Genomic DNA, 21,415 nt, shown 5'->3' on the forward strand with positions numbered 1-21,415 from the left:
AAAAAGCGTAGCATCTTGACAAAAAGCCTCCGGATTCATCTGTGGATTCAAATCTAAAATCTAAAATCTAAAATCTAAAATCGGATGACTTCTTCCGCTGTTTCCCTCTCCCAGATTCAGGATTTCCTAGCTAAAACACCTCCCTTTGACCGACTCTCAGAGACGGCTCTGTCAGCCTTAGTGGCTAAATGCCAACTCCTCGGCTACCGGACGGGGCAACCGCTGTTTGAACGGGAAAAAATGCCGACTCAGGTGGCAATTATCTATCAAGGCCAGGCCCGGCTGCTGGGCTTTGACCAGCGCTCGCAGCGCCACGTAAGCTTGCGTTTGGTGCAGTCGCAGGAAATTCTCGGCTGGGCTGGCTTGCTCAGGGGAGTTCCCTGCGAGACGGCGATCGCCTCTACAGATGTGATTGCGATCGTCCTACCTGCCGAAGATTTCCTGAGCGTACTGGAAAAACAGCCGACATTTGGAGAAGCCTTTCGCGAACACAGTTCCTTGAGCGAAGTATTTGAACTGTTGAGCCTGGAGTTGCAGCGCCAAGCCGACGGCACTTCCAATCTCAAGGAACTCACCCTGCAAGCTTGGCAAGATGCGAAAGTTGTCAACGTGCCAAACGGCAACAAAAAAACTCAAGACCTCGCCAAAGAGCTAGATGGCGATCGAGTTTGGCTCGTCAGCAGCGGCGTCTTGGGCGACTTTCCCACCGGCAGCCGCTTCTCTGTGGAAAACGCAGCCAAATCCTTAAAAGTAGAAGGCCGCCTCGGCGCCCGCTTGGTCGGCTTCCGAGAACCCCCAGAACCCCAACCCGAGCTAGACCCATTAAATGGCACGACAGATACAGCAGGCTTGGGCCAGAAGCCGCCAGGCGGAAAATTCATCGAGGTTCTACCCGGCCCAGACCGTCCCCCAGAACCCAAAACCGACCAACCAAAGGATGCGGCGAGATACCCAGTTTTCCGCGCCAAAGGGCAGATTGACAGCCCGCTAGCTTGCTTCCAGATGTTGAGCAAGTATTTCGGCCTCAAATTTCGTCGAGATATCATCCGCAAAGTTCTAGAAAATCAGTTAAAAACTGCTGGTTCTATCAGTATGCAAGCCTGCGGGGCGATCGCCCAAAGCATCGGCCTCACGCCCCAATTGGCGCAAGTGCCAGCAGAAGCCATCAACCGCATCAAAGCCCCGGTAATGATTAAATGGCAAGATACCTTTGCCATTATTTACAGCATCACCGAGCAAGAATTGGTGCTCGCCACGCCCGAACAGGGGCTGATGCGGAAGCGGATACCTCAGTTTAAAGAAATCTGGGGAGAATCAGGAGAAGTCCTGCTGCTGCAAGCTCCGCAAGTCGAACAAAAAGAGCAGTTCAGCTTCTGGTGGTTTGTGCCGGCGCTCATGGAACACAAGACAGTGTTTTTTGAGGTGTTGCTCGCTTCGTTTTTTGTACAGTTATTTGGTCTTGCCAACCCATTAATCAGCCAAGTAATTATTGATAAAGTATTAGGTCAGCGCAGCATCGACACCTTGGATATTTTGGGCGCATTTCTGTTAGGTGTTGCTCTGTTTGAAGGACTGCTCAACGGTTTGCGTACCTTTTTGTTTATAGATACCTCAAACCGCATCGATGTCAAATTGAGTGCGGAGGTAATCGACCACTTGCTCCGGCTGCCCCAAAATTACTTTGACAACCGGCGCGTGGGAGATCTGGTTTACAAATTCAGCATGATGGGCCAGATTCGGGAATTCATGACGAGTACAGCTCTGACAGTGGTTCTCGATGCGGTATTTTCGGTGGTTTACGTCGCCGTTATGATCTCTTACAGCGTGCAGCTAACGTTTGTATCTTTGGCAGTCGTACCGATACTGGGGCTGATGATTGTTCTAATCAATCCGCTGGTGCTGCGCCTGATCAAACAAAGAAATATGCGTTTTGCTGACTCTCAATCTTATCTAGTGGAAGTAGTCAGTGGGATTCAAACTGTTAAGGCTCAAAATATTGAATTGAAATCCCGCTGGGAATGGTCGAGCCGCTACGCAAAATACATTACAGCCAGTTTTAAAACAATTATCACTGGGACTGCGGCCGGTACGATTAGCAGCTTTTTAAACCAGGTGGGTAACTTAGCTCAGTTGTGGGTGGGAGCTTATTTGGTACTGGGAAATGAGATTACTTTGGGTCAGTTGATTGCTTTCCGAATTATTTCCGGGAACGTGACTGGTTCGCTGCTGCGTTTTGTGAGCGTGTGGCAGAGTTTCCAAGAAGTCTCGATGTCGATCGATATGCTTAAGGATGTGGTCGATACGCCGACGGAAACCAGCGATGAAGACCGGAGCAATATCCCGCTGCCGGCAATTCAAGGGCAGGTTACCTATGAGGAGGTTTCCTTCAGATTTCTCGAAAGCGGGCCGCTGCAACTGGCGAATGTGAATTTGGAATTTCCCGCTGGCAGTTTTGTGGGAATTGTGGGGGGAAGCGGTTCCGGGAAAAGTACGGCAATGAAGTTGTTACAGCGTCTTTATCCGCCACTGTCGGGCCGGATTTTTATTGACGGGTACGACATTGCCAAGGTGGAATTATATTCGCTGCGCAGCCAACTTGGGGTGGTGCTGCAAGATACTTTGCTGTTTAACTGTACTGTGCAGGAAAATATTGCTCTGAGCAATCCCGATGCGAGTACGGATGAGATTGTGCGAGCTGCGAAATTAGCGGTAGCTCACGATTTTATTATGAGCTTGCCTGCTGGCTACAATACGATCGTCGGAGAGCGGGGTGCGTCGCTTTCTGGAGGTCAAAGGCAGCGTTTGGCGATCGCCCGCACGATTTTGCAAAACCCGAAACTGCTGATTTTGGACGAAGCTACAAGCGCCCTCGACTACCATTCCGAACGCCAAGTTTGCAATAACTTAGCAGAAGCTTTCGCCGGTCGCACTGTGTTTTTCATTACTCACCGCCTGACTACAATCCAAAACGCCGACATAATTATTATGATGGATCAAGGTTCTGTAGTCGAGCGGGGAACTCATAAAGAATTAATGGCTCTTAAAGGGCGTTACTACTGCCTCTTCCAACAACAAGAGTCATCAAATACCTGATAATGGGTAATCGGTAATCGGTAATCGGGTAATCGGTAATCGGTAATCGGTAATTACTAAAAAATAATGGCAAACAGTAATGCCCAATGCCCAATGCCCAATTCCCAATGCCCAATGCCCAATTCCCAAATAACCAATAACAACTAACAAATAACAACTCACAAATGGCCATGAAATCGGTAATACTTTCTGAGCAACCAGTCATTCTCGAAAAACCAGCGATTTGGTCGCACTTGTTTTTGTGGATGATCATGCTGATGACCACTTCTGCTGTAGTTTGGGCTTATTTTGCTAGCGTAGAGCAAGCTGTCCCCGCTATCGGCCAATTAGAACTCAAAGATGGTGCTAGAGACATCCAAGCACCTGCTACAGGAGCTGTGGTGAGAGTTCACGTTGAAAATGGCGATCGGGTAGAAAAAAACCAGCCTTTGCTCACTTTTAACCCCCTTGCATCCAGTGCTGATTTAACTTCTGTTAAGAAAACTAAAGAGGCTCTGGAAAAGGAAAACAAATTTTACGAAGATGTGGTTAACGGCAAAATTCAAGGCCCTATTCCTTCAAGCCTAGAATCAACTATCAAAGACAGACAGAGCCTCACGGCACAAAATCAAGTGCTGCAAGCTTTGATTGACGAGCTGTACCTCAATCGGGGAGCGAGCGGAAATTTTGATGCTGCTCAGCAAGGGCTTTATGTTAATTATCGATCGGAATTTCTGTCTCGCGTAGCCGCAGCCCAAGGACAAGTTCAGGAGTTGGAAAAACAACTGAAGCAAGCTCAGGATGCTGAGAAAGCCGCAGGCGATCAAATGACCGTAGCACAGCAACAACTGGGTTTTGCCCAGAACCAATTAAATTATGCTCAGCAGCAGTTAAGTTCTTCGCAAGAGCAAGTAAAATCTGCCCTGGCTCAGAGAGATTTGGCGGACGAACAGTTAGCGAAATCCCAACAAGTATTGAAGTCGAATCAAAACATTCTAGGCAGACTCGGCCCTCTGGTAGAGCAAGGAGCGATCGCTGAACTGCAAAAAGAAAAACAGGAACAAGATGTTTTCAGAGGACAAAGCGACGTTCTCAAACAGCAAGATCAAATCAAGCAGCGCGAAGGTGAAATCAACTCCCGCAAAGGCGAAATTAACACGCGCCGAGGTGAGATAAATACGCGCCGAGGTGAAATTAACGCGCGTCAAGGTGACATCCAAAAAATTAGTGCTGAAATACAGCGCCAGCAAGGAGAGCAAGCGCGCATTCAGGAGTCCATCAGCCGCGCCGAAGAACAGTTGAAAAACACCAAGGATTCCTGGGCAAAAGAACTTTACACCAAAATTGCTGAAAACCAGAAACAAATTGCCAGCAGCGATTCTCAGCTAAGTCGCTTCAAGGTAGAAAACCTGAAAAAGCTATCAGAAATCAATGCTCAACTTGAAAAAGCGCAGCAAACCCGCGACACTCAAGTTATGAAGGCTCCGGTATCGGGCGTTATCTTCGATTTGAAACCTTCTAAGAAGGAGAATGCTAAGTTGGATATGGCGAAAGATCCGATATGCCAATCCATTATTAATTCGGTGCTGAAACCGGGCGAACCGCGCCCACAACGCTGCGAAGAAGCTTATTACGAAGCGCAGCAAACTGAAAAGCTACTCAAGGTTTTGGATGACGAAAACGGTCTGGAAGCAGTTGTTTACCTGGAAAACAGCAATGTGGCTCTGGTATTGGATGCTTTGAGACAGAAGCGGGAAAAATTGGAGCCGTATCACGGCAAACAATTAGATGGAGAAAAGATTGATTGCGAAAAAGGTAAAAGTTGCGTGTGTCCAGAGAAGGAAGTTAACAGAGAGAAACTGGGTTTGACGAAATACCAATGCGTGCCTGTGGAAGTGAATGTGGAAGCTTTCCCGGCTATGGAGTTTGGTACTGCTGAGGGTGAAGTGAAAGAGATTAGCAGCGATGCTGAGCCTCCTACTGAACTGCGGAAATACTACGCTTTCAAAACCAAAATTAAGCTCAAAAATCAGAAGTTTGTTTTGAACAAGGGCAAGGCAAATGAAGTGGAGGTTGGTTTGCAGTCTGGAATGTCCGTGAGTTCTAATATTAATATCGGCAAGCGGACTGTTTTGCAGATGTTTATCAACCGATTTACTGGGAAACTGGATACGTTCAAGACTGTTAAGTAGGTTGATTCGAGGCGAACAGAATTCGCTACTACACAACCAAATTCCCAGCAGGGGGGGACTAATTGTAACTGGTTCCCTGGAAGAGCCAGGGAACCCATGTCCAGAGGATCTGCCTCGGAAGCTTTCATGAAAATTGGAGGCAGATCCTCCCGGGGTTACCAGGCAGAGCCTGGTAACGAGTAGAATTAGAGCGACCTACTTAAAAGAAAATTGGAGCGCAGCTTGGTATAAAATTGTGGCTGCAATCGATTGCACATTAATGAAAAAATTTATTTTATTTACTCTATATCTAATTCCTGTCCTCTTATTAATCGGATTTGTAGCGAATTTTAGCGTTAACGTTCCCGTTGATGACGAGTGGAGGTTAGCTAGCCTTTTTGAGAAAATAGCTCAGGGAAATGTAACTTTTAACGATTTTTGGGCTTTGCACAGCAACCACCGCATAGTGTTCCCAAAAATAATTATTGCGGTGCTGGCTTTTGCTTCCGGATGGAATATTAATTATCAGTTGTGTGCCAGCATAGGTTTGGCTGCGATAACTTTTCTCGCTATGTACAAGTTATCCTCAATGCAAGTTAAGAATGTTGGGGATGATTTGTGGCATTTAGCTAATATTTTAACTTGTATTTTGGTGTGTTCCCTAGTTCAGTACGAAAACTGGCTTTGGGGATTTCAATTAGCGTGGTTTTTTGTAAATTTGTGTTTTGTAGCTGCGGTTTATGCGTTGGTTTCACATCACAAATTATTGCCGAATATAGCCGTTTTCAATCGGATGAAATACAGTAGGGACACGGCTGTGCCGTGTCCTTACCCGATAAAGGACACGGCTGTGCCGTGTCCCTACCCGATATCTGTACTTCACTATATTAGAATCTCTATTGCTGCTGTCTTCTGCTTTATTGCTAGTTTTTCCCTAGCCCAAGGTTTGCTTTCTTGGTTAGCAGCAATTCCGGCTGTAGCGGCTTTAGAAGGAAATGCCGTGCAGAAAAGAAAAAGAATTATTGTATGGATGCTGCTGTTTGTGGCAACTTGTGCTGTTTACTCAATTGATTATCATCCCACCCGGAAAGCAAGTATTATTTCATTGTTGAGCAAGCCACTTGTGGTAATTGATTATTTTTTGAGTTTGTTGGGTTCACCACTTGTGCGTTTTCCGGGTATTGCTGCACTGGTTGGCTTGCTAATATTTGCAATTTTCTTATTTTTGGGATTCTATTTCTTCGTCATTGCGAGCCCTGCGAAGCAATCTCCAGCCCCAGCGATTGCTTCGTACCTCGCAATGACAAATAGGAATGATATTAGTGAAAATCACGAGGCTTTACCTTGGCTGTCAATAGGTTTTTTTTCGGTTTTATCTTCTTTGTTTATTACGGCTGGTAGGGCAGAATTTGGGGCAATTCAGGCGATTGAATCGTCGAGATATACGAGTAATTCGATTTTGCTATTAATTGCTGTGGTTCAGCTAGGGCAATTGTTTGTCCGAGGTAAATATCAAGAAACAAAAGCAAAAGTAAAGCGTAATTATAAATTTATTTATCGGGTAGTGGCAGGGCTGTTAATTGGGATAATTATTGTTAACTCTCAACAGGCGATCGCCCAATCTCGATCGGCACTTCCTTACAAACAAGGCGCTCAAGATTGTTTGCATTTAATCAACTATCTGGAACCATCGGATTTTTTCAAGAATTCGCCGGAAAGCTGTTTGAGGGTGCTGAGCAAAAAAACTTGGCTGGTGAGAGAAGGCGCGGCAATTATCGACAAAATAGGTTGGAGAAAGTTCGCGAAAAATGTAGAGTTTATTTCTAATACCGAGAAAGTTTACGGCTATTTAGACCAACCTCAAACCAGCGAAAAATCGGTGACTGTCAAGAAAAATGCTGCTGTCAAGGCTGCTGGTTGGGCGGTTTTGCCAGGAAATTTGAAACAACCAAATATTGTACTGCTATCTGTCGGCGATAAACAATCTTTTTTTGCTAACGCTTATGTAAATTTGGACAGTCCCGACATCGTTAAGAGTTTAAAATCTGAGTTGTACAACAATGCAAGGTGGGCTGTTGATTTGTCGGATAATAATTTGCCGATCGCCCAAACCGAAATTAAAGCTTGGGTGTATAATCCTGTTGACAACCAGTTTGTCCAGTTGCGCGGAGGATGAGGAGTGAAAATTTCTGTGATTATACCAGCCCACAATGAGGAGGGCTGCTTGTACGGTACTGTGCGGGCGATCGCCCAGACGCTCGATTTAGAAGGCATTCCGCACGAAATTTTGATTGTGAATGACAACAGTGTCGATCGAACTATTGATATTTGCCAGCAGTTGTCAGAGGCTTTTCCCGCAGTTAGATACATCAACAATCAACCTCCCAACGGCTTCGGATTTGCGGTGCGACGGGGATTGGCCGAATTTGACGGAGATGCTGTGGCAATTGTGATGGCGGATGCTTCCGACGATCCGATAGATTTGGTAGCAGGATACCGCAAGTTGCAAGAAGGATATGATTGCGTTTTCGGTTCCCGCTTTATCAAAGGCGGCTTTATAGTTGATTATCCAATTCACAAGTTAGCAATTAACCGCTTAGCAAACTGGTTTGTCAAAAGTATTTTTGGCTTGCGGTACAGCGATGTCACCAATGCTTTTAAAATTTACCGCAGAGAAGTGATTGAAGGCGTGCAACCCATTTTGAGCCATCATTTTAATTTGACAGTTGAACTGCCTTTAAAAGCAATTGTCCGGGGTTTTTCCTATACGGTGATTCCTCTGAGGTGGTACAATCGGACTGCTGGTATTTCTAAGCTGAAAATAAAAGAGATGGGCAGCCGGTATTTGTTTATTGTCTTGTATGTCTGGCTCGAAAAACATCTCTCTCGCGGCGACTACCACCGGACTAGAAAGATAGCAAAATTAAAAGTGAATGCCTGAGAGAATTTTAATTGTGGGCGGGGCGGGTTTCATTGGCAGTTGTTTGGCAATTGGCCTGAAGAAACTGCACCCGGAATGGCAAATAATTTGTTTAGATAACCTGCGCCGCCGGGGCTCGGAATTGAATCTGCCTCGGCTTAAAAGTTGCGGGATTCAGTTTGTTTACGGGGATATTCGCACAGCGGCAGATTTAGATCCAGTTGCACTGAATGCTGACTGCATTATAGATTGTGCTGCGGAGCCTTCTGTGCTGGCTGGTTTTAGTTCGCCTCAGTACGTTTTGCAGACGAATTTACTGGGCACTGTAAATGTTTTGGAGTTGGCGAGACAAACTGGTGCTAGTTTGCTGTTTTTGTCTACGAGTCGGGTTTATCCGATCGCCAGTGTCAAGTCTGTTAAGCTGTTAGAGTTGCCGAATAGATTTGCGATCGCCCCGGAGCAAACTTTACCCGGTATATCCGAGTTGGGCATATCAGAAGACTTCCCTTTAAAAGGACACCGTTCGCTTTACGGAGCAACTAAATTAGCTTCGGAATTGCTGATTGAGGAATACAGGGAAGCATACAATGTGCCAGCAATTATTAACCGTTGCGGGTTAATTACTGGTGCTTGGCAAATGGGTAAAGTAGATCAGGGAGTTTGCGGTTTGTGGGTGGCGGCTCACTATTTTCAAAAGTCGCTGAGTTATATCGGTTTTGGCGGCAGCGGGAAGCAAGTTAGGGATTTACTGCACGTTGAAGATTTGTTGAGGTTAGTTAATTATCAATTAGAACATTTTGCTGAATTTGACGGAGAAGTTTTTAATGTTGGCGGCGGTTTGAGCAACAGTCTTTCTTTGGTTGAGACAACTGATTTGTGCCGTAAAATTGCGGGTAAATCAATTTCAATTAATCCTGTTTTGGAGGAACGCGCGGGGGATATTCCGATTTTTATTACTGATTCTTCTAGGGTGATGGAGAAAACAGGATGGCGGCCTGTTATTGGGCCGGAAGCGGCTTTGCAGGATATTTATGATTGGATTGCTGCTAATGAGGTTGTTTTGAGTTCGATATTATAGGGATTTTTTTAATGGCAGATTGCAAATAGTAAGGTGCGTCGCTATGGGAAATTTCGTCACTATTTGAGTGACTAGAAGCGACGCACCCTACGGCGAAATTTCATCCCCGTCTAAAATTCCCACCATTATTTTCATTAAATCCTCTAAATCGTCAGGCACTTTAAACAAATTGATATCTTGAAAAATAGTGTGCTGATTTCGGTCTAACTTGCCAAATCGCCAGACATCTCCCATTGTCACCGCACCGTAAAAGATATTTTGCTCTTCAACGTGAGACATCGCGATCAATTCTACAGCTAGTTGGGTAAATCCTCTAGTCATATCGTCGTTATTTGCTTCAATGACTAGCAATTCTCGCTCGGATTTTACGAAATAATCTAAATTCCCCTTTAACCAGCTATTAACGTTGAGAGTATACTCAAATCGCAGTTGACATTTGCAGTACCGGATGATGTCTAGCAAAACTGGCGATACTAATGATTCTCTTCTAGCTGTTTCGCTGCTGAGACTGACAAAAAATAAAGTTTCTTTAATTCTTTGTTTGAGGAAAGCTATTTCTGCCAGTTCTCTAGAGGTATGCGGCAAAGACAGCTCAGTTTTGATCGGCGAGTAATCAAATTCTGCTAAAATTTGATCCGTTTCATAAGGTAACTCAAAGTATGAACGAAATGTATATTCTCGACCTTCCTGTAAGATTTTTTGCTTGGTCATTCTGTTTGATAATTGCAATGCCTTTGTCGATCTATTATATCTCAATTTTTGCAAGCTGAGAAGATGAGGAATGGCCGATCGCGCGATGCCGATTTTTAATACGACTCAACCTTCATCCCCAAACTTCTGTCAAATCCAAGACAAACCCCGGCAACACATCTTCACCGGACAAAGTGACAGGATTTTCCAGCACTTCTACATTTTGACTTTGCCTGTAAATCTCCACCTTTCTGTTTTTCCTATCTATCAACCAACCTAAACGAGCGCCATTGTTCGTATACTCTTTCATCTTGGCTCGCAGCGGTTCCATGTTGTCAGTTTTAGAACGGAGTTCTACCACAAAATCAGGACACAAGGGAATAAAAATTTCTTTTTGTTTTGGGGTGAGCCCATCCCACCTTTCTTGACGCACCCAAGCAGCATCGGGAGAGCGATCTGCTCCATTGGGTAAGTGAAAACCAGTAGAAGAGTTAAACGCTTTACCTAGTTTAGTTTGACGGTTCCACAACCAAAGTTGTCCTTCTATATCGAGATTTCTGTATCCTGTTTCGCCTCCGGTTGGTGGATTCACGATTAACTCTCCTTGTGCTGTTCTTTCTAATTGTAATTCTCGGTTGGCGATTGCCAATTCAATGAATTGCTCGCGGGTAACGGTGAGTGTTAGTGTCGGCGGAATATTCACAGCAATGGCGCGGGATGTTTGTGTCATCATTTTTTCCTAAAAGTGATGCTTTTTTAGCAAATTTATCCTGATTTTGCCCAGCCCAAACTACAGGACTACTTGCAATTTTTATTATAACAATTGAAATGGTCTAGGGGCGGCGATCGACCGCTTTCCCCGATCGTTAATTGTTTGGTTTCGATGCTTTGACAAACATTTGCCCTCCCAAAAACTGCCACAACAAAGGTAATTTCAAGTAAACTTTTAACAGCCAAGGCGAGGCAGGTCTGCCTTTCGTCGAAAACGGTAAAAATCTTGGTATAATTAAGTCGATTTCAAACCCGACTGTTTGTAAAAGCTCTTGCAGCGATAAGTGGGTAATCGGTAATTGATGGTCAATAAAATCGTAATATTCTTTGAATGAGTATTTAAAATTAGGCTGGATGACCAAGAGAGAACCCCCGGGCTTGAGAGCGTCAAAACAAAAGGAGATAATTTGGATTAGTTCTTCTTTGCTGCTGAGATGTTCAAAAAAATTAGAGATAAAAATGCGGTCAAAATGTTCTGTAAAAGCTAGGTTATTTCCCAAATTTAAGACATCCAAATTCAGCACTTTGACATCAGGAGTGGCAAATAACTTTGAATCGGAATTAAGGTCAATCAAGCATTTTTCTCCCGCTTGAATTTGATTGATGAATTCGCAGTAACCGCCGCCAATATCTAAAACCGCTGATTCTGGAGGAACATAATCTTGTAAAAACTCGTCAATTAAAACTTTCCAGAGTGCCACCTTTGCTTGCATTTGTCGGGAATCAAATCGATTGGCGTACAATTTTTTGAGATATGCGTCGGCTTTCATAGTAAAATAGCATAGACAGAGTATGAGTTTATCACTTTCACAGCTAACTATGAATGTTATATCTACCGAAATACCGGAAGTTCTGATCGTTGAGCCGAAAATTTTCGGAGACGATCGCGGTTTCTTTTTTGAGAGTTTCAATCACAAAGCTTTTGTCGAAAAAACAGGCGTGACGGCAGAATTTGTTCAAGACAATCATTCCAAATCCTCTAAAAATGTGCTGCGGGGTTTGCACTACCAAATGCAGCAGCCTCAAGGCAAATTGCTGCGGGTAGTTGCAGGCGAAATATTTGACGTAGCGGTGGATATTAGAAAAAATTCTCCTACTTTTGGGCAGTGGGTGGGCTGTTTGCTGAGTTCAGAAAATAAGCAGCAACTTTGGGTTCCAGCGGGATTTGCACACGGTTTTTTAGTGGTTTCGGAGACGGCTGAGGTTTTGTACAAAACGACAGATTATTACGCACCGGGACACGAGCGGTGTATCCTGTGGAATGACCCCGATTTGGCGATCGACTGGCCGCTAGATGGTGTCCAACCAATCTTATCAGCTAAAGACAAAGCTGGACAAACGTTGAAAAGAGCTCAAGTGTTTTGATCGTGAAAATTTTACTCGCAGGCGGCAGCGGACAGCTAGCTCAAGAATTGCAGCCGATTTTATTATCTTCGGGAGAGGTTATTGCGCTCGATCGCACTCGCCTCGATTTATCCCAACCCGAAAGCATCCGTCAGGCAATGGCTGAAATTCAACCTGATTTAGTCGTCAATGCGGGTGCTTACACTGCGGTAGACAAAGCGGAAAGTGAACCGGAATTAGCACACGCAGTCAACGGTATTGCCCCCGGAATTCTCGCAGAAGAATGCGAAAAACTGGGAGCAAGTTTGATTCACTTTTCTACTGATTATGTATTTGACGGCAGCCACGGTTCTGCTTATCTGGAAACAGATTCTACAAACCCGTTGGGAACTTACGGAAAGTCGAAATTAGCAGGCGAGGAAGCAATTCGGAAAGCGGGAAACCGACATATTATTATTAGAACCGCATGGGTTTACGGCAACGGCGGTAAAGGTAATTTTGTCAAAACCATGCTGAGGTTGGGAAAGGAAAGAGAAGAAATTCGAGTAGTAACAGATCAGATCGGAAGTCCTACTTGGACTGGCGATTTAGCGGAGGCAATTTCGCAGATAATTCCTCAAATACAACCAAAAATTTTTGGAACTTACCAGTACACTAACAGCGGTGTTTGTAGTTGGTACGATTTTGCGAGCGCCATTTTTGAGGAAGCAGCACAACTCGGCTTACCTCTAAAAGTTCAGCGCGTAATTCCCATCACCACCTCCGAATATCCGACACCAGCAAAGCGCCCCGCTTTTTCGGTTCTCTCTACGGTAAAAATATCAGCACTTCTGGGTACGCATCCTCCTCATTGGCGGCAAGGACTCAGAAAAATGCTGGCAAGAGAAGTGAAATGAAATAAGATTTACCCACAGAAAGAAACCCGGTTTCAGCCCGCCATCTTTGGTTTGACGACTAGACAAACAGGAAGAAACCGGGTTTCTGGTTCAACAGGAAAAATCAAAACGCGAGGGGGGGTTTTGTTCATGAGTTACCTGTTATATTCTAAGTTGCTCGCCTAAACCCGCCCTTACCAATTAAAAATCTCCCAATGTCCGAATCCATGAAAGTCAAGCCACCATATATTTTAATTGCCGCATCAGTTCTCGGCATTCTAATACCAGCGTCATATATTTTGTACTTGATATCGCAAGCGGGAGACTTGTCTAATTTTGATTATTGGTGGATGACGTGGAATTTTTATTCAGTAGACGGTTTCTCTACAAATCCTTTTAATTGGATATTTCGGGCAAACGAGCATTTTGTCTTGATTCCGGCAATTATTTATGGGTTGAATATAGCTGTCACCCAAGGTTCAAATATTGGTTTATGTTTAGTTGCCTGGTTCTTGGCTTGGATTCAGTGTTACGTCTTAATCGCTCTGCTGCCGTTAAATTTGAGGCGTTTTCCCCTGCAATTTATCTCCCTACTCCTTTGCATTTCTATTTTTAATTTTACTCCGGCGGCGGCTCACAATTGGATGCGGGGATTCAGCGGCGTTCACTGGATAATTGCTAATTTATTTGTGATTTGTTCGATATTTTGTTTGCAATATTATGTGAAACTTTTGTCAAGTAAGAGGGAGGCGGAGCCTCTGGATATTCATTCCCAGGCAGAGCCTGGTAACGAAGGATGGAAACAAAATAAGTGGGTAATTGGCAGCATTGTTTTTGGTGTTTTAGGCTGTATTAGTTACAGCACTCCTTTAGCTTTGTGGCCGATATTGTGTGCTGCTGCTGTTGTGCTGCGGTTTCCTCGGCGAATAACTTATTTGTATTTCATTGCTTCAATTGCAGTGATTGGTAGTTATTTTTTAACTTATAAAACTCCCTCTCATCACCCTTCTTTAACTAAAATTAACCCGCTCAAAACTATCGAATATATTCCCACTTATCTCGGCGGAATTTTTAGCGAAAATATTATTGTTGCTTCAATTATTGGTATAATTGGTTTGATAGCGGCGACGGGTTTTCTGGGTTATTGGCTATTTGTAAAAAAGGTCGATCGCGCGGACTGGCTGCCTTGGCTATCAATCCAACTTTATACGCTGCAAACGGCGTTAATGGCCGCGGTTAGTCGATCGGGATTTGGTGTCGAACAGGCCACCGCTTCCCGCTACGCCACACTCCCAGCCTTGTTTTGGATGAGCACAATTGTCCTCACAGTATTGTGGGTGCGCGAGTTGCAGCCAACACCCAGAATTCAAGGGCGTTGGCTGACACCGCTGTTTGCAGTCGCCACAGTCGCGATTATTTTAATGTACGGGGTGGGAGGCGAAACTGCAATGGCGATCGCCCACAGAGCAACCTATCAACCGTTAGTAGCATTGTCACTGCAATTAGGCATCACCGACGTAACGCTAATTAAAGACCGCGTAGGCAATAGGCCTGCCGCTTTTATCGGGTTAATCGACGCCTTAAAAACTAACAATTTAGTGCCATTTAACCGAGATATCAAAAAACACAATTTCTGTGCAGCATTAAACACAAAAATCGCTCCCAACTTACTGTCAGCACCCAAAGACGGAGTACCCGGATATTTTGATACAGTCACCAAACTGGCACCACAAGCAGCGAGAGTAACTGGCTGGGTAGGAGACCCCGAAAACAATGTAAAATGTATTGCCATTCTCAACCAAGAAAATGTCGTTCGAGGTTTCGCCATGTCAGGATTTCCGCGCCCAGATTTAGTTAAATTGTTTGGCCATTCCTACGAATTCGCAGCTTGGAGAGGATACATTCAAACATCACCAACAGATAAATTATTGACAGCCTATGCCTCCTTTAAAAACCGCGAAGGTTGGGTAGCCTTGCGAAACTCCCAAGTTATCAATAAAAACTAAAAAACCTCTCTTTCTCCTCCTCTGCGCCCTCTGCGCCCTCTGCGGTTAATAAAAAAAATCTCATTGACAACACAAATGAAATAGAATAGCCCTATGCCAAAACATCTCAGCTTCGTCATCCCAGTTCACAACGAAGAAGCCACCCTAAAATTGCTCTTTGAAAAAATCCAACTTGTCATGTTCCAAACAGAAATTGACAGTTACGAAGTCATTTTCATAGATGACGGTAGCCGCGATTACTCCTGGCAAGAAATTACAGATTTAGCCAGCCAACATCCCAAACTCATTAAAGCGATTAAAATGCGCCGCAACTTTGGCAAGTCCGCCGCACTTTCAGCAGGATTTCGCAATGCAGCAGGGATAATTATCTTTACTCTCGATGCTGACCTTCAGGATGACCCCGCTGAAATCCCCAAGTTTTTACATCATTTAGAATCGGGATTTGATTTAGTTTCCGGTTGGCGAAAACAGCGGAACGACCCGCTTTCTAAAACTCTACCTTCCAAACTGTTTAATGCTGTTGCGTGTTTGCTGACTGGGGTGCAAATGCACGATATGAATTGCGGCTTTAAAGCTTACCGTAGGGAAGTTTTGCAGTCGATTAAATTGTACGGAGAATTGCACCGCTACATTCCGGCTTTAGCAAACAATTTAGGGTTTAAAATTGGCGAAGTAGTTGTCGAACATCATCCGCGCAAGCACGGAAAATCGAATTACGGCTGGGAACGTTATGCGCGGGGATTTATTGATTTGTTGACGGTGTTAGCCACGACGCAGTATTTACACAAACCGGGTCATTTGTTTGGGGGTTTGGGATTGTGTTTTGGCTTGGTTGGAACTGTTTCGCTGAGTTATTTGATAGTTATTTGGTTTCTGAATTTGGCGGGGATGAATTTTGGGCCGATCGGGAATCGACCTTTGTTATTTTTTGGGATTTTGTGTACAATCCTGTCGGTGCAGTTGATTTCTTTGGGAATTTTAGCTGAGTTGATGGCGCGGAACGTGGATGCTGATTATGTGGACAAGCAAATTAGCGAAATTATTGATGATTCGGGTTTTGATATTTAACGGCAGATTAGATTCGGCGGTTGAAACCGCCTCTATACAAACAAAGTCGGCGCAACGCCAGACTCAATAAATATTTCATATCTGTAGGGACACGGCACTGCCGTCTCCTCATCTCAAATTTTAAGGAATAGTATTATCTAATTTTAAACAGTATCCATTTGCCTTCTCTATCTACTATTTCTCCCTCAATATTTGGGTGCCAATCGCTGCGACTCAGGATATAATCGGCATGATACTTTCTGGCTACTTTGACTAAATCCGCACTGCTGCGTCGGATGAAAAAGTCATTTCCTCCCCAAATCATTTGCGGGTTTAAGGGAACTCCTAAAACGGTTTCCATGCGATTTTGCCACTCTTTGATGCCTTTTTCTGTAAAGGGAAAGTTCTTGAAGTTGACGACAATCGCTCTTTCGGAGAAAAACTGGAAGCTGGTAACTGAGGGGGGAATTAATACCAGTGAATCGCGGCTGCTACTTTGCGAAAATCGCACAGCTAATTTGCTTAAGTCGTCTCTGGGAACGGCATTGATATTAACTCTTGTTTGAAATACATTTAATATAGGTTTGGGCAGAATTCCTGCTATTCCAAAAACTAAGGTGGCAGTAGTTATTAAGGCTAATGTGTGAGTTAGAGTTTGTTTGATAGATGTAGCTAGGGATGTTTCTTCTAAAATGAATGGAAAGGCGAGGATTGAGAAAAAAACTGGAATGCTAATTATTCGATCGCCCATTATTTCCCATGAATCAGTCACCGGATATATCAAGCTGAAAATTACCGTTCCTGCTGCTAAAATCCACAACAATATATTATATCTTTTCGGAAATACGTAATTTTTTGTTTGCCTAACTGATAATCCTAAAAAAATGATGCCCCTAAAAGGCAAAGTTAGTACAGCTAACAGCAACAAGCTAACAGCTATTTGTTTTTCTGTGTAAAGTTGCTCGACCGTCAAAGCAACAGCAATAAATATAATTAATTGAGCAAAAGGTACGGTTCTAGCTAACTGTAGCTTGGCGATAAAAGCCAGCGGGTAAACTTCTACAAATATGTAATTTAGAAACAGTGCAAAAATTGATGTGCCAACAATTACATAAAAATTAACTTTGTCTTTTTCTGGCAATAAATCGGAGTTTTTGATGCACAGCAAGCCACCAATTATGAAACATATAAAGTTGAACCAATTCCCCACATCCCAATTTGACGGGAGGATGTGGTGGGGATTGCGGACTTTCGCGTGAATGTAGACAAAATCAGCGTTGTCGATAGTGTGAGTGCTGGTAGTACCTGTTAATAACATCGGTACGTAAACGATACTTGCCATTGCTGCTAAAAGTGCGATCGCCAAAATTAATGTTTTGAACTTCCGCTGTTTTACAGATTGAATTCCCAAAACTGGAACCATCATCAATCCCGGCAACAAACCAACTAAAAATTGCAGCAAACAAGCCAGTCCAAAACAGAAATATCCGGTCAGCCATTTCTGGCGCAAACTAAAGTAAATTCCCCAGATTGCGAAACCCATAGCGAAGGTACTGGGTAAGGATTTGGTGGAAAATATCAGCGTGTTACCAACATCTGTAAATGAAGCGGCTATACATAAAAAAGCCATCGCTGCTGCGGCCAGTTTTGAATTAGTATAAATATTGATAATTGCGTAGCAAGCTAGGATAAATGAACCGAAGGCTAGGAATTGATAGATAAAATGCGCTAGGGGAATGCTTGTTCCTAAGTTTGCAAGCAAATAGATAATATAATAATAGTAATATCTCGGATTAAACTTAACCATTTCCTGAACGTAATAGTCATTTTTATAGAGTTCAGGATTTAACATAAATTGAATTGGCGGCACTTCGGGGAAATTGCCTCCAATGGGGAAAATATAGCCAGTGGCCATCAGGGAGCCGATGATGACAAAAGTATAGAGAGATAGATTAAAATACCAGTGGGATTTTTGATGTTTTTGCATTGACGGTTCCACTTACCTACTGACAGCCAAATTGTTAATCTCCAGTTGGCATTGGTTTGTTAAATCCTGTTTGCTGCTACTCAATACCTCAAGCAGCAGATAAATGGGATTTTTGCCCTCAACTAATAGATTGAAGCCGATCGCACTTTTTTGACTATAAGCCATCTCTGCTGAGTCTATTAATTTACCTTGCTTGTCCCACAAAGTCAAGCGCAGGACAACTCCCGGACATTGTTGGTTAGGTAAATTGAGTTTGCCGGTAACTTTTACTTTGTCTGAAATCGAACCTAAATACAGGAAAGATGTATCGAGTTTCTGGCTATTTTTAATTGGATGAGTTACAATCTTATATAGGTTATCGGATTCTTGACTGACTGAATAATTGGCACTTGTATAGATTGATTGATGCAAACTAATCCAATCTAACTGCGTGCCCGGTCGATCGACTATTTGCCGCTGCATCGCCTCCAGAGTCCTAACTGCCGTTGCTGTATCAGTCGCCTTCACCCTCCGGTAAACTCTGACAGTCACGCCATTTTCTAGCTTAAACTGTTCCGGTAACAATTGGAAATCGCGGGCAATTTCCCAGTTTTGAGTAAAGGCATCGTACACAACTTTAACAACATCTTGTTCGTGCGATCGCAAAACTTGTTCGTCACTCGGTAACACCTGCTGAAAAGGTGTAGCAACTACCGCATATTGCGACTGCAACAACTCCGGTAGCGGGTAAGTATCGCGCGAGTCAATTTGCGGCCTCCCGATTGTATTTAATTTCCACCAACCCTCCGGCGGATTTAATTTGCGGTTGGCTTGTCTGAGGATATTAGCATTAAAAGTGTTAGAAGCACCGGCAATATAAATCGGTTCTTCATTCGGTGCTAATTTTCGCAGAAACTCTACTAATTTTACAACTTCGTCGTAGTCCGATCGCACTAACGGTGGAAAATTACCTACAAACAGTCTTGACACATCAATTTTGAGAGGAATTAACCCGACTGCGGCATTCAACACCAGGTACAAACCCGCCGCGCCCAGCAGGAAATACCGAACTTTTCCCTTGAGTGTCAGCCAAGTTGTCCAGAAAAATGTTGACAATCCCAAAAGTGCGATCGGTGTAAGATGAATTGTATAGTGCAAGTAGCCGTAACGCAATACTAACAGCCATTCAATCAGCGACAAAACCCCAAACAACGAAACAAAAATAGCCGCCGCCGGAACCAGGATTCGGGTGAGAATTCCCGCCGAAAAACCTATCAGTACCAGCAGCCAAGTTCCCAAACCGTAAAAATCCGCATAACGAGTTAAAATATCATTTACAGGCAAACTCCAAGCGACATACAAATTGCGGTAGTCAACCGTCAGGGCACTGCGAGTAAAATCTCCCGCTACCAACATTAAAATAGTTAAGCTAGTTGCAGCTATCAAACCCAATTTGATGCCGGATTCAAACAACAATCTGTAGGGAAACGGCACAGCCACGTCCTGGTTTTTTGGGAAATCGACGTAGGGAAACGGCACTGCCGTATCCTGGTCTTTTGGACACGGCAATTCCTTGTCCCTACGATATTTTAGTGCCGTTTCTTTACGGTATATTAGTACAATAAACTCAATGAAAACCTGTAAAGTCGCGGCACCAAAAAATGCGATCGCACTATAAGCAAAATGACGCCGCAACAGAATCGCCGCCGCCAGCAAAAACCCAATTAACGGGATGTTCCACCAATATTTTAGCTTAACATCCTGCAAATAAACCAAAATTGCCAAGGCTACAAACACACAGCCGCCAGTATCCAGATATCCCCGCAGAGTCGGTATCCAACTCATCGGAATTAATAAACTCAGCAGCACAGTAGACCAAAACACCCGGCGGGGATAAACTGGAATTAGCTTTGCAGAAATTGCCCCTAGCAACAGGCGAAACGGCAGCACATAAATCAGGGATACGCTGAGAATGTAACTCAGCCGAGACTCGCCAAATAATAAAATAAACGGCACTAACGGCAGACAAATTAACAGGTTTTTTTCCTTAGATAGCGAGTCTATAACTGCGCCCCATGCTTTATCTGGCGAGTCTCGAAATAAATTTGCCGTGTTGACTGTAGCGGTGTTGTAGCCCGCGTAATCCCACCAATAAAAAGTATGTTCGCTGGATACATAGATTGATGTTACTGCAACTGTTACGAGAACAAGTAAAAACAGAAAAAAACCATCAATTAGAAATTTTCGCGGCAATTTAAAAGAAACAACATCAAATAATCCCATCAGTCTAGCAACCCTAAATAACTCCTAAACTTCCTCTTTCTCTCTTCCTTCGCGCCCTTTGCGCCTTCGCGGTTCGTTAACTTACTTTAAAACAGTATCTTGCAAAAAAACATCCAACTTTTCTGCATATTGCCGATTGGCGATCGCACTTGGATGAAGGTCATGAGGTAAATTATTATTGGCAGGTATTTTCAAATCAACAGAAATATCCGCCGTAGCAATTCCCTCCTCACTTAACTCCTCCAACATCTTAGCAGAACCCGAATTAATTCCGGCCACAACTAACTTAACACCATTAGCCTCAGCCACACGGTTAAATTCTTCAATAATTGCCTTAGAAACATCGTGACTTTTGTACAATCCCTCTTCAAATTGATTGTAATTAACCTCCAAAAAATGGCTTAATGCAGAAACCCGCATCAGCGGGAACTCGCGATATTCAAGTTTTGCCATGCTGTAGGTAAAATTATTTTCTCCATTCAGCCTAGCATCGGGCTGGAATAAAATACCCAGTTTATTCCAAGCAGCCATTTGCTTTCTTCTCGCCCTTAACAAAGTATTGCGGCGGTCGTGAAATCCCGCATAAGCAATCACCGCAATTTTTGGTTTATTTCCTTGTTTGAGTGCTTCTTTGAATTGAATCAACGAGTGCAGCGTGCCGTAGCCGTTAACGCCAAAATTCACTATTTCATATTTTGGTAATTTCTCTTGCAGCAACCAAGCATAAGTTTCGCTATCATTCAATGACCAACCGTAGGTAAAAGAACAGCCAAATATCCAAATTTCAGGCTTTTTTGACGATAAATTGTAAGTATTGAGGGGATGGGTTATTCTTAAACTATTATTGAGATGAGTTGTACTAAATGAGTAATTGCCGTTAAGTTTCACCTTGAATTTACCCGGCAAATGCTTGTAGCCTAGTTCCGAGTCTTTGGTAAAAAAGTTACCTTTTGGTTCGACGGCAACATCAACATTTTCTATTTGCCAGGGTTTGTATCCCGCAACTCGCAAGACAATTTCAGCGGTGGTGGTGGATAAAAAAATTGGAAAAATTAGATATGTTATTAATCTGAAAGCAACATTTTTAGCAAAATCTTTTTCGATCATTAACATAATATCTGGAGTTTAGACTAAAAAATGGTCACAGCTAAAAGTAGCTGCCTTTTAACAGAAGGCAAGCTGTTGCTCAAAA

At 43.6% G+C, this 21,415-nt stretch carries 15 protein-coding genes; 9 read left to right on the plus strand and 6 right to left on the minus strand.

The window, feature by feature from the left end; all coding sequences use genetic code 11:
* Positions 1–84 precede the first annotated feature (84 nt).
* From QUA78_RS23910 to QUA78_RS23930, 5 genes are all read left to right on the plus strand, one after another.
* On the plus strand, positions 85–3,093 hold the full coding sequence (locus tag QUA78_RS23910) for a peptidase domain-containing ABC transporter (RefSeq protein ID WP_333302126.1): 3,009 nt from the start codon (positions 85–87) through the stop codon (positions 3,091–3,093).
* A gap of 164 nt (positions 3,094–3,257) precedes the next feature.
* Entirely contained in the window at positions 3,258–5,264 is a 2,007-nt protein-coding gene (locus QUA78_RS23915; protein ID WP_445302357.1) for a chromosome partitioning protein ParA, read from the plus strand.
* Between the two features lie 259 nt (positions 5,265–5,523).
* Positions 5,524–7,419 carry a hypothetical protein gene (locus tag QUA78_RS23920; protein ID WP_333302128.1) on the plus strand — a complete coding sequence of 632 codons (1,896 nt, stop codon included), beginning with the start codon at positions 5,524–5,526 and terminating at the stop codon, positions 7,417–7,419.
* Between the two features lie 3 nt (positions 7,420–7,422).
* Complete coding sequence (locus QUA78_RS23925) at positions 7,423–8,184, plus strand: glycosyltransferase family 2 protein (RefSeq protein ID WP_333302129.1); 762 nt, start codon at positions 7,423–7,425, stop codon at positions 8,182–8,184.
* Entirely contained in the window at positions 8,177–9,241 is a 1,065-nt protein-coding gene (locus tag QUA78_RS23930; RefSeq protein WP_333302130.1) for an NAD-dependent epimerase/dehydratase family protein, read from the plus strand. The genes QUA78_RS23925 and QUA78_RS23930 overlap by 8 nt, the downstream gene beginning before the upstream one ends.
* Before the next feature lie 87 nt (positions 9,242–9,328).
* Here the strand turns inward: QUA78_RS23930 and QUA78_RS23935 are convergent, their stop codons facing one another.
* The 3 genes from QUA78_RS23935 to QUA78_RS23945 form a co-directional block, all read right to left on the minus strand.
* Positions 9,329–9,952, minus strand: coding sequence for a hypothetical protein (locus QUA78_RS23935; protein ID WP_333302131.1), 624 nt, complete (start codon positions 9,950–9,952; stop codon positions 9,329–9,331).
* Positions 9,953–10,064: 112 nt separating this feature from the next.
* Positions 10,065–10,664 (minus strand): Uma2 family endonuclease, encoded by a 600-nt coding sequence (locus QUA78_RS23940; RefSeq protein ID WP_333302132.1) that lies wholly within the window; start codon positions 10,662–10,664, stop codon positions 10,065–10,067.
* Between the two features lie 133 nt (positions 10,665–10,797).
* Positions 10,798–11,472, minus strand: a complete 675-nt coding sequence (locus QUA78_RS23945) for a methyltransferase domain-containing protein (RefSeq protein ID WP_333302133.1) — start codon at positions 11,470–11,472, stop codon at positions 10,798–10,800.
* A gap of 49 nt (positions 11,473–11,521) precedes the next feature.
* Here QUA78_RS23945 and rfbC point away from each other — a divergent pair, with 49 nt between their 5' ends.
* From rfbC to QUA78_RS23965, 4 genes are all read left to right on the plus strand, one after another.
* Entirely contained in the window at positions 11,522–12,067 is a 546-nt protein-coding gene (gene rfbC, locus QUA78_RS23950; RefSeq protein WP_333302134.1) for a dTDP-4-dehydrorhamnose 3,5-epimerase, read from the plus strand.
* A 2-nt stretch (positions 12,068–12,069) separates the two neighbouring features.
* On the plus strand, positions 12,070–12,942 hold the full coding sequence (gene rfbD / locus QUA78_RS23955; RefSeq protein WP_333302135.1) for a dTDP-4-dehydrorhamnose reductase: 873 nt from the start codon (positions 12,070–12,072) through the stop codon (positions 12,940–12,942).
* A 194-nt stretch (positions 12,943–13,136) separates the two neighbouring features.
* Positions 13,137–14,927, plus strand: coding sequence for a hypothetical protein (locus tag QUA78_RS23960; RefSeq protein ID WP_333302136.1), 1,791 nt, complete (start codon positions 13,137–13,139; stop codon positions 14,925–14,927).
* A gap of 93 nt (positions 14,928–15,020) precedes the next feature.
* Positions 15,021–15,995 carry a glycosyltransferase family 2 protein gene (locus QUA78_RS23965; protein ID WP_333302137.1) on the plus strand — a complete coding sequence of 325 codons (975 nt, stop codon included), beginning with the start codon at positions 15,021–15,023 and terminating at the stop codon, positions 15,993–15,995.
* Between the two features lie 133 nt (positions 15,996–16,128).
* Here QUA78_RS23965 and QUA78_RS23970 read toward each other — a convergent pair whose 3' ends face one another.
* From QUA78_RS23970 to QUA78_RS23980, 3 genes are all read right to left on the minus strand, one after another.
* Positions 16,129–17,961 carry a DUF6798 domain-containing protein gene (locus tag QUA78_RS23970; protein ID WP_333302138.1) on the minus strand — a complete coding sequence of 611 codons (1,833 nt, stop codon included), beginning with the start codon at positions 17,959–17,961 and terminating at the stop codon, positions 16,129–16,131.
* A gap of 12 nt (positions 17,962–17,973) precedes the next feature.
* Positions 17,974–20,223 (minus strand): hypothetical protein, encoded by a 2,250-nt coding sequence (locus QUA78_RS23975; RefSeq protein ID WP_333302139.1) that lies wholly within the window; start codon positions 20,221–20,223, stop codon positions 17,974–17,976.
* Between the two features lie 81 nt (positions 20,224–20,304).
* Positions 20,305–21,330: an SGNH/GDSL hydrolase family protein gene (locus QUA78_RS23980; protein WP_333399056.1), complete on the minus strand. Its 1,026-nt coding sequence runs from the start codon at positions 21,328–21,330 to the stop codon at positions 20,305–20,307.
* Positions 21,331–21,415 lie beyond the last annotated feature (85 nt).

The sequence above is a fragment of the Microcoleus sp. K4-B3 genome, from assembly GCF_036704615.1.
Lineage (GTDB): Bacteria > Cyanobacteriota > Cyanobacteriia > Cyanobacteriales > Microcoleaceae > Microcoleus.